At 41.0% G+C, this 10,845-nt stretch carries 5 protein-coding genes; 4 read left to right on the top strand and 1 reads right to left on the bottom strand.

All coding sequences use genetic code 11. From position 1 onward, the window contains the following. Positions 1–519: 519 nt before the first annotated feature. Complete coding sequence (locus PN470_RS03230; protein WP_272103643.1) at positions 520–3,237, top strand: AAA-like domain-containing protein; 2,718 nt, start codon at positions 520–522, stop codon at positions 3,235–3,237. On the opposite strand, the gene PN470_RS03225 is transcribed toward PN470_RS03230, so the two are convergent. Then, positions 3,234–4,676, bottom strand: coding sequence for an AAA-like domain-containing protein (locus PN470_RS03225; protein WP_272103641.1), 1,443 nt, complete (start codon positions 4,674–4,676; stop codon positions 3,234–3,236). The two genes, PN470_RS03230 and PN470_RS03225, sit on opposite strands and share 4 nt — an antisense overlap. A gap of 623 nt (positions 4,677–5,299) precedes the next feature. Here PN470_RS03225 and PN470_RS03220 point away from each other — a divergent pair. From PN470_RS03220 to PN470_RS03210, 3 genes are all read left to right on the top strand, one after another. Beyond that, positions 5,300–6,229: a VOC family protein gene (locus tag PN470_RS03220; protein WP_002732692.1), complete on the top strand. Its 930-nt coding sequence runs from the start codon at positions 5,300–5,302 to the stop codon at positions 6,227–6,229. A 31-nt stretch (positions 6,230–6,260) separates the two neighbouring features. Beyond that, a complete protein-coding gene (locus PN470_RS03215; RefSeq protein WP_272103639.1) occupies positions 6,261–6,923 on the top strand; it encodes a nitroreductase family protein in 663 nt (220 codons plus the stop codon). A 93-nt stretch (positions 6,924–7,016) separates the two neighbouring features. After that, positions 7,017–10,811 (top strand): AMP-binding protein, encoded by a 3,795-nt coding sequence (locus PN470_RS03210; protein WP_271937317.1) that lies wholly within the window; start codon positions 7,017–7,019, stop codon positions 10,809–10,811. Positions 10,812–10,845: the final 34 nt, after the last annotated feature.

The raw sequence follows: 10,845 nt of genomic DNA, 5'->3' as shown, positions 1-10,845 counted from the left end.
GATTCCTAAACCTCACGATTTAAGTTTCTGCTTCCACCACCGTCGCATACCACAGTTAAAAAACCATGTACTGTCTTACACAGAGTCCACAGACTTTCGCCCCATTTCAGAAGCCCGATTCCGTGTGTCCCACGGTACGTTTCCAGCTAAACGCTTCTTGTACTTGTTGCGCGCGACTTTTTACCCGGCCAAGCTTTTCTGGTCGGAACCCCCTAAGCCGAGTTTTCAAGGCTTCGGCCGTGAGCTCAGCCGAACGGTGCTGCGCCGTCCACTTGGTTTTCGAGACTGGCCTTTTAATTCTAACGTAAAGCCAACCTAGAACGGCGGGGTTTCAGACCCAAAATTTCCGATGAGTTTACCCTAAGAAAATATGCCAATCTCATTCAGAGCAGAACTAGCTTACCAATAATCGGCTACGAGTGAGCGAGGTTTTTTCTGGATTTATCACCAGGGTTAGTGTAGTTCAAACTGGTATTCCTTACCCAAGTTTTGGTTATCTGGTCAATAAAATACCGAAATATGCAAGAAAACGGAACCGCCGAGAATGTTTATAAGTTTTCTAGTACCTTATCTCCTTCCGATCCAAGCTATGTGGATAGAAGGGCTGATCTGAAATTGTACCAAGCTCTGATGAATAGTCAGTATTGTTATATTTTCAATTCTCGCAAAATGGGCAAGTCGAGTTTGACGGTACGCATCCAAACTCAAATTGAAGCCCAAGGAGTTGCCTGTTCCCGTATAGACTTAAATGAATTAGGGACATCAGTAGATCAATCTAGCTGGTATCATTCCTTAATTATTGAAATTGCCGAACAATTAAAACTAAATATGACGGATTTAGAATCTTGGATCGCCAGTCAATCTGTTTCTAATGTTGGGTTACTTAGACAGTTTATTAAAGAAATTTTATTGATAAAAATTTCAAACAACATTGTTATTTTTATTGATGAAATTGATGTGGTTAGAAAACTACCTTTTGCTACTGATGACTTTTTTGCTTACCTTAGGTCTTGTCATGAAAAGCGAGTTATTAATGCAGATTTTAATCGTATTTCATTTGTTTTAATTGGCACGGCTACCCCCAATCAATTAATTCAAGATAGTCAAAGAACTCCTTTCAATATTGGTAAAGCAATTGAATTAAATGGACTGTCGTTAGAAGATAACTGTCAACCCTTGATGCAAGGACTAGAAGGGTTGGGTGTGTCCCCTCAAGAAATTCTACAAGAAATTTTTAGCTGGACTAATGGTCAACCTTTTCTAACTCAAAAATTGTGTTATTTAATGGCCAAGTTTAAAGTTCAAATACCTCAGTCTCTCTTATCAGCTTGGGTGCGAGATTTCGTTTATAAACACATTATTGATAACTGGGAAAAAAAAGATGAGCCTGCTTTTTTATCAAGTATAAGAGAGCGACTTATTTATCATCCTGACCAAGGGTATTTACTAAGGGTTTATGCCAACCTTTTAAAAGGTAAATTGGTGAAAGCGAGTAACACACCAGAACATGATGAATTATTGCTATCTGGATTAGTTATCGTCGATAATCAGGGCTATCTTAGAGTGGCTAATGCTATTTATCAGGCAATTTTTAATCAAAAATGGTTATATAATGTATTAGCAGCTAGTCGTCCTTATCAATCGGAAATTGCTAAGTGGGAAGACTCAAATTTTACCGATACAAATTGTTTACTGACAGGTAAAAAGTTAGAGGAATCTAAAAAATGGCAAGAAGATAAAGAATTAGATAGTATCGATTATCGTTTTTTAGCAGCCTCTGAAAGCATTACTCGTCAAAAACAATCTCGTTTATTTATGTTGGTAGCGGGAATATTTACTAGCATTGTTACAGGTTTACTTGGGTTGGGATTCTACCAGTCATGGCTGTTACCTTACTTTTATAAAATTCCCTATACTAAGGAGCCTGAACTATTTAGCCAAGGCGAAAAAAAGCTACTTATTAAACAGGAAAATTTTTATAAAGATCGGGGTATTTTGGCTTTTAAAAATGCTAATTATCTAGAGGCTAAACAGTTATTCAAAAAAGCCTATCTTGCTCATCCTGAAGATGCAGAAACCTTGATTTATTATAATAATGCTATCGCTTATTTAAGTAATAATTATGTGACTTTGGCGGTGGTTATTCCCAGTGGCAAAAAAAATGAAATTTCCCAAGAAATCCTTAAAGGGATTGCTCAAGCACAATATTTATTTAATAGCCAATTACCGACAAGTGCGAATAATTTATTTTTAAATATCGTTATTGCTAATGATAATAATGACGAAAAAGTTGCTAAGATAGTCGCCAAGGAAATCGTTAAAGACCCCAAAGTTATTGGAGTAATTGGACATTATTCTAGTGAAGCCACCTTAGCAGCTTTACCTATCTATGAAAGAGCCAAAATTACTTTAATTTCTTCGACAAGTTCCTCGGATGTAATTGAGAGTGAATACTTTTTTAGAACCGTTATCACCAATGAAAAAATTGGTGAAACTTTAGCTAATTATGCCAGCCAACATGATCTAGATAAGGTAATTATTTTTAATAATTCTAACCAGATTGATAGCCAAGAACTTACTCAAGAGTTTCATCAAGCTTTCCAAAAAAAAGGCGGTAAAATCACTAAAGTAATTGATTTATCATCTTCCCTAGATATTGACGCAAAAGTTTTAAAAGCATTTTCCCAAGATCAAGTTAGAGGAATTGTCTTATTTCCCAGTTTGGAATCAGCTTCTGTGGTAGTAGAATTATCCCATACTCTTGAACAGTTGAATACCAGCACTACTCTAGAACTGAAAAATAAGATAGTTCTTTTAGGGAGTCATTCCATGTATGAACATGAAATGTTGGTTGATAGCGGTAAATTTATTGATAATTTAGTTTTGGCTGTGCCTTGGTTTTCCCATCTAATTAAGTCCCAAAATTTTGTCAGAGATGCTCAAGCTTTATGGAAAGAAGATATTAGTTGGCGAACCGCTACCAGTTATGATGCGGCTCAATCATTTATAGCTGCTATTAGAGCCTTGCAATCCCAGAATAAAATTTCTTCAGAGTTGATACAAGAATATTTAGAAAACCTCAATCTTTCGGCCAGTTTGACCTCAGGCAATTCTCTCAGGTTTGTAGATAATGAATCCGAATCTAATCGAGAACCAATTACTGTCAGGGTTAAGAGTAAGTTAGAAGCAAAACTTGAAAACTCAATTCAGTTTCAATTGGAATCTCAACGAGACTAATCAAGCAAATCGTCAAAATATACTTGATACAAATTGCAACGCACCTCTAGGGTATCATAATTTTTGTGGATCAGTCCCAATCGTTCCAAAAATTGGACAGATTCTCCTTTCATTTGAGCCGGAGTCAGAGCTTTTTTATGAAGAATTTGCCTAAAAATATTCTGGAGGTTAGCATTACTTTTCAGATATCTCATCAGTAGGAAAAAATGACTTTGAAATGGCTCTTGTCCCTGCAAGGCATCATCTAGAACCTTTTCTAGAGAATTCCCTTCTTGCAATTTTACCAAGATTAACTTAATTAAATAAGGATTACCTCCCACTAAGTTCATGACCTTATGAACATCTGATAACGTCCAATTAATGCCATTAACTTGAGCGAAAGTGAGAACTTGTTCCGCATTAAAATCCGATAAACTAGCCACATAACCTACACCAATTAAGGGAGAGGCATAAAAATCGTAGTTGCTATAAAATTCCGTTGAATGAATAATAATTAAGCGCAGTTTCCGCCAAGGTTGGGAACGTCTTTCATGCCAACTTCTGAGAATACCACAAATTTCATTACCGATTGTTTCAGTTTCCAAAATTGTATCAAATTTTTCAAAGACAAAAACCAGAGGATTAGCACTGGGTTGGAGAACATATTCCTCTAAATATCGTCGAGTTTTGTGGGCAGGAGTTCCGGGACGAGACCAAAATTTATCGAGAAGAGATTCGTTAATCTTTAATTCTTGGGTAATGGTACGACAAATCGACAGCAGCAAGTCTTCACAACTAAGGGCAATAGTAGCTTTTTCCTCCTCACAATCAATGATAACTGGTTGATAATTATCTTGTTTGAGATGATGGACTAACCAATTAACTAAACGGGTTTTGCCACTATTATGAGGTGCGCGAATTCTTAGCAACGATTGTTCTTGCTGAAGAACTTTGAGACAATTTTCCTCCAGAGGTGGACGTTTTACATAATCCTTAATATAGGTCTGATAATCCTGTTGTTTTTCCTCATCTAAAGAGGAGAAAATAGCAGCAATTGCGGGAGATTGATGTTTACTTTTGTTTGCCCACTCTTGATCAAAGCTCCTTAGGTTAGTTAAAATATCATGACCGCGTTGCCAAAAAGTAATTTGAAAAGTACGAATTTTCCCTTGATTATTGAGACGATGATCTTCTAAAATACCTAAAAACTTTTCGTTAAGATATTCCGTCAAGGCATCCCGAATTTGCCATGACTCCAGCTTTTGACCACATTTTTCAGTCAGCATTTCTAAAGCATTAAGTTCGGCTTGAATTTTCAATTTTTTCTCATTAATCCAGCTAAATTTAATAGCTAGATTTTCACAATTATCCACCTCGTAGTTAGCAAACTTTAACAGAGCATTAAGCAGATATTTGGTTCTTTGTCTGGGAATATCCCCATAGGTAACTTTTCTAGACATTATCTCCAGTTTAGTAATTAAGGACTTTGCTGATAATTGAGAAATTTAAGTGATAATTTGGTTACGGATTAAACTTAAAACAGTGAGTTTCCTATCCTCCTTTTTGAGTGCAAGCTTCGCTCCCCTGTTTAAGGACGTGCGCTAAATCCAAGCGAATCGATTTTTAGGGGTGCTGGCAAGGTTTGATTCATCCTCCACAAAGGTTTCTCGGCTATTTTATGAGTTTTTTCACCTACCCACTTAGCCCTATTTGGCGGGCCTGGTGGTTGTGGCTGTTGACCATCCAAGTATTTCCAAGTAGTAACATGAATTTCCCGTTATGGCAACGATAGCGGATTTTTCTAGACGACCTTGACCACATCTCTCAAAAAAATTTTCCGCAAAACCCCGAAGTTCCCCAAGGTTTTTCTCCACCCCCAAGTTACTCAAACTCCAGTCTGGGATAGCAATTGAGGGCAAGAAAAATTAGCCTTTGACTGTGGGTGTACTCACAGTGCAATAATCAACCACAACAAAGTTCAGATTTTCTTAATAGTCTTTTTCCCCTTGCTATGGCAGCACTTTGACCGATATCTGTCTGGCTATTTTGTGCCGAATTAGACAACTCCACTGGATGACCGACTATGACTAAAATTGCTGATATTGCCTACGTTACCTATCAACATCCGGATTTAGACCTGTGCGAACGTTTTTTGAGGGATTTTGGCCTGATTACCGCAGTTAAAACCGATACAGCCTTGTATATGCGAGCTAGAGGCAAAAAACAGTTTGTCTATGTCGTAGAATGGGGAAAAGAAGCTAAATTTGTCAGTTTTGCCCTAGAAGCGACATCAGAATCCGTCTTACATGAACTAGCCACTTTAGCCTCCGCTTCGACCGTGGAAACCCTGTTCACCCCCGGCGGTGGTCAGCGCATCAAAATTATTGACCCCAACGGTTTTAACCTAGAATTGGTCTATGGTATCGAGGAAGTGGAACCTTTGCCGATTCCTGAACCCTTGCAATGGAATCACGCTAGTCGGAAAACCCGTTTAGGTCGCACCCAAAGGCCGAAAAAAGAACCCGCACCTATTTTACGTCTAGGTCATCTAGCTATTGATGTCAAAGACTTTGAGGAAAGCTATCACTGGTATCAGCAGACTTTTGGCTTAAAAGCAACAGATTTAATTTATTACGGCCATCCCAGTTTACGAGTCGGGGGTTTTCTTCGTTGTCAACGGGGAGAGGAATGGGTTGATCATCACACCATCGCCATGTTGCAAGGTTCTCACCCCAAAGTCCATCATACTGCCTTCGAGGTGCAAGATTTTGACTCTATTAAAATCGGCCACGATTGGTTACGAGAAAAAGGATGGACTCCTGTGTGGGGTATTGGTCGCCATTTGTTGGGAAGTCAAGTGTTTGACTATTGGCAAGATCCTTTCGGTAGCCTCATTGAACATTTTACCGATGGGGATCTTTTCGAGCAAACCACCGAGCCAGAACTTCATGCGGGTGGGTTAGATATTCTCTATCAATGGGGACCAGCGATTCCCGAAAGTTTTTTAGGTTAAACCGTTGAAAACGTCTCATAAAAGGGTTTAGATGATGAATATTGCTGAAATATTTCAAAAAAGACGCTCTACTCGTAAATTTCGCACCGATGCCATTCCCGAAGAAATTTTAGCCGAAATTTTTCGTTTAGGATTCCAAGCTCCCTCTAGTTATAATTTGCAACCATGGCGATTTATTGTGGTTAGAGAACCAGAAAATAAGGCAAAATTGCGAGAATTCGGCTTTGAACAAGATAAATTGGTCGGTGCACCCGTGGTTTTAATCTGTTGTGGCGATCGCCAAGTTAACCATCGTGGTTACATTAATCAAGTGATTGAGTTAGGAAAGCAAGAGGGGACGATTTCCGAAAAACGGGCCAAGTTCATGCACATGGCCATTCCGCCTTTTTTCCAATTTAAACCCTGTTATCAGTCTCCAGAAGCTTGGAGCAACCGACAAGTTATGATTGCGGTTACTTATCTCATGATAGCGGCGCAAAGCTTGGGGGTGGATAGTTGTCCCCTAGAAGGATTTGTGGCTAAACCCTTGCGCGAGTATTTCCAAATTCCCGATACGGTCGATGTCTGTTGTTTGTTAGCCTTGGGATACGCTGATGAACCCTTGAGCGAGTATGGGGGACGTTTTGGGACTCAGAAGCTCTGCTATGGCGAAATTTACGGAGAAACCTTTAATTTAAGCCTAAATCAACCCTAGAATTCTAGTCGCCCCCCGTCACCAGAAACTTTTCCCGGTGCGAGAGGATTAAATCTTTGTCTTCGATTCCATTTAATAATAGGGAGTAAAAAAATGACTCTTTGTTTAGATACTAAGCTTAATTTGTCAGAAATAAGCAGTTTAGTCGATATTATTCGTTATCGCGCCCAACACCAACCCCAAAAAACGGCTTATACCTTTTTAGTCGATGGCGAAACCGAAGAAAAACGCCTTACCTACGGGGAATTATTTCTAGAAGCGCAAGCGATTGCCAATAGTCTCCAATCCATTCTATTACCGGGGGAACGAGTTTTATTAGCATACCCTTCGGGATTAGAGTTTATTACTGGGTTTTTCGGCTGTTTATTAGCAGGAGTAGTGGCAATTCCAGTTAATTTGCCCAAGAAAAACCAAAAGATGGCTCGCTTAACTTCTATTATTAATAATTCGCAAGCAAGCTTACTTTTAAGCACACAATCGGAATTAGACCAATTAAAAAGGCAACTAGACAGAGATATTCCCTTTCTAGCTACGGATAGCTTAATCGGCAAAAGTTTAGCCGAAGACTACCCCACTCAGATAAAACCAGAGACCTTAGCCTTTTTACAATACACCTCTGGTTCCACGGGGACTCCCAAAGGAGTGATGGTCAATCACGAGAATCTTTTGACCAACCTCCGAGATTTAGATTTAGGCTGGGAACACGATGAAAAGAGCGTTATGGTGACATGGTTGCCAACTTTTCATGATATGGGGCTAATTTATGGCATTTTACTGCCCTTTTATCGAGGATTTCCCTGTTATCTCATGTCCCCGGTTTCCTTTTTACAACGTCCTCTCGGTTGGTTAAATGCCATCAGCAAATACAGGGCCACCCACACTGCCGCCCCTAATTTTGCCTATAAACGTTGTCTTGACAAGATTAAAGAGGAACAGCTGGCGGATTTAGACTTAAGCAGTTGGAAAGTGGCTTTAAATGGCGCAGAAACCGTCAGAATGGAAATTTTGAGCGAATTTGCTCGTAAATTTGCCCCCTGTGGTTTTGAGTTTGCCGCCTTTTGTCCGGGTTATGGTTTAGCCGAGGCCACCTTAAAAGTTGCTGCTGTCAGGAAAAATCAAGTTCCTCAAATCTGCTGGGTTGAAAAAGCCGCTTTAAACCGTCATCAAATCGTTTTTACGGAAAAAAGCCCAAATTCTCAATCCTTAGTCAGTTGTGGACAAACAGAAATCGACACAGAAATTGCCATTGTTAATCCTGAAACCTGTCAACGCTGTCCCTCCCAGCAGGTGGGAGAAATTTGGGTGAAAGGCAAAACCGTTGCCCAGGGCTATTGGCAACATCCCGAAGCTACAGAAAAAACTTTTCAAGCAGTTATCGCCGATACCGGACAGGGTTTTTATTTGCGTACAGGGGATTTAGGTTTTATTCATCAGGGTCAACTATACATCACCGGACGCTTGAAAGACCTGATGATTATTCGCGGTGGTAACTACTATCCCCAGGATATCGAACAGACCGTAGAACAATGCTATCCCGACTTTTGCCCCAGTGGAACTGCCGCCTTTACCGTAGAAATCGAGGCAGAAGAAAAGTTAGTCCTGGTTCAAGAGGTAGAAAGAACGGCAATTCGCCGTTTTAACCAGCAAAAAGCCCTAGAAGCAGTTCGTCGAGCGGTTTTTCAAGAACACGAATTGCAAGTTTATGATATCGCTTTTATCAAACCCGCATCTCTGTCCAAAACTTCTAGCGGCAAAATTCAACGCCACGCTTGCCGTCAACAGTATTTAAACCAGCAACTTCCACTAATTTCATCCCCTATGCCGACGCTAACCCCCCCCCTCAGCAGTCACCAAGCTGACCCCACAACCGCTAGTCAAGAAAAAACCGAGCAAATCTTGACTTGGTTGCGAGATTACGCCAAAACTCGCATTAATTCCCATCTGATTGATGACCGTCGTTGTGTGCCGCCCTATATTGTCATGGATTTTGGCAATCAAGGACTGATGGGAATGCAGATTCCTGAAGAATACGGGGGAATAGCCCTTAATAATCGCAATTTTTTGCAGGTGATGGAACAATTAGCCGCCATTGATTTAACTCTGGCGACGATGGTCAGTCTCAATAACAGCTTAGGTATCCGTCCGCTGCTCAACTACGGGACTATTTCCCTCAAGCAAGAATTATTACCTCTTTTAGCGACAGGAAGACAATTATCCTCCTTTGGCATGACGGAACCGGAAGCAGGAGCGAATATCGGGGCAATTAGTACCGTTGCAGTGCCGGATGGTCGAGATAAATGGCGAATTCGCGGCCTTAAGCGTTGGAATGGTTCTGCTTGGGCCGGAATGATTAATGTTTTTGTCCGTTTGCTTGATTCGGAAGAACCGGGGAATAACGGTTTGACAGGTTTTCTTGTCCGTCAAGGTACCCCCGGTCTGCGTTTGGGACCTGAATCCCTAACTATGGGATTACGGGGAATTATGCAAAATGCCATCTATTTTGAGGATGTTTTAGTCACTAAAGAGCAATTGCTGGGAGAATTGGGCAATGGCACTGAACCCGCCGACGATGCTTTACTTTATGCCCGTTTAGGTATTGGCATGATGGGAGTTGGCGGCATGAAACGCTGTTTACAATTAATGTTACGTTATGCCAGTCGTCGTTCGATCGCTACCGGTAAATTGCTAGAAAGTCCGATTACTTTAGCCCGTTTTGACCATTTAACTGGGGCTACGGTGGCCTTGTCCAGTCTCTTAAAGTGTATCACCACCGCCTTAGACCAAAAAGTTGCCGTTCCCAGGGAAATGGCCGTTATTGCCAAGATTACGGGGGCTGATTACCTCTGGGAAGCGGCCGATAGTCTCGTTCAGATGCTCGGGGGTAGAGGTTACATGGAAACTAATCTTGCCCCGCAAATTCTCCGGGATGCCAGAGTTTTACGAATTGGCGAAGGTCCTAACGAAAGTTTGAAAATCTTTTTGGGCAAAAGTATCACCCATACGGACAAATTAGGCGAATTTCTGACAAAAGTTCTGGAAGCGCCCGAGATTGCCCTGCAACTCCACACCACTGCCCAATCTATTAATCAGCGTTGTCTCCAGTCTAATCTCTGGGGTGATCGTTCTGCCGCCTTAGCTTGGGCTTATTCTTTAATCGGAGAATTGGGTTGTTACGCCGCTTTAGTAGCAACAACGGCGAAAATGGCCCAAATTCACCCCGGGGAAAAGTACAGTCATGCCCTAGCTTGGAGTCAATTGCAGTTTGATTTATGTGTGCAGAAAGCTCTCCGGGGAACACCCGAAGAAAACTTTGCTTCTTCGGTGGCAACTATCCGCGATCGTATCCTCGATTATACTCAATCTATTGATGATATCGAACAACGTCTAGAGGGTTCCGATTATCAACTCGACGAGTTATTGACGTTGGAACCAGAAGCTAAACAGACTCATCCTCAAGCTGAAACTTCTCTGGTCGAAATTGCTAGTCAACCGCGGCAAGACCGAGTAAATAGCCCCTCTAGTCCGAAAAAGTCCCTTCTTAGCCAACAAACTCCCGAAAAGGTGGAAATGTGGTTAGGTAATTGGTTACACCAGAAATTAAAGGTCAATCCAGCCACTATCCAAACCAGCCAGTCTTTTGCTGATTTTGGCTTAGATTCAATTTTTGCCGTGGAATTAGCCCAAGATCTTGCCGATTGGTCGGGAATCCCCGTCGAAGCCACCATTGTTTGGAATTATCCCACTATTGATAGTTTGGCAGAATATTTAGCTAACCAGATTAATCAAAGCAATACTGGGGCTGAATCGGCAAATAATCGGGAAAAAAGCGAAATTTTAGCAGTTTTACCCCAAATATCCGAAGAAGAAATCTCTGCTTTCTTTAGTTAATCGCTGGTGGGGATAGGATAGCTAATTTCCCTTG

It is taken from the genome of Microcystis sp. CS-574 (assembly GCF_028329095.1).
Taxonomy (GTDB): Bacteria; Cyanobacteriota; Cyanobacteriia; order Cyanobacteriales; family Microcystaceae; genus Microcystis; species Microcystis ichthyoblabe_A.
The sequence above is the reverse complement of the archived record's forward strand: the minus strand, read 5'-3'. Positions and strand labels throughout refer to the sequence as shown.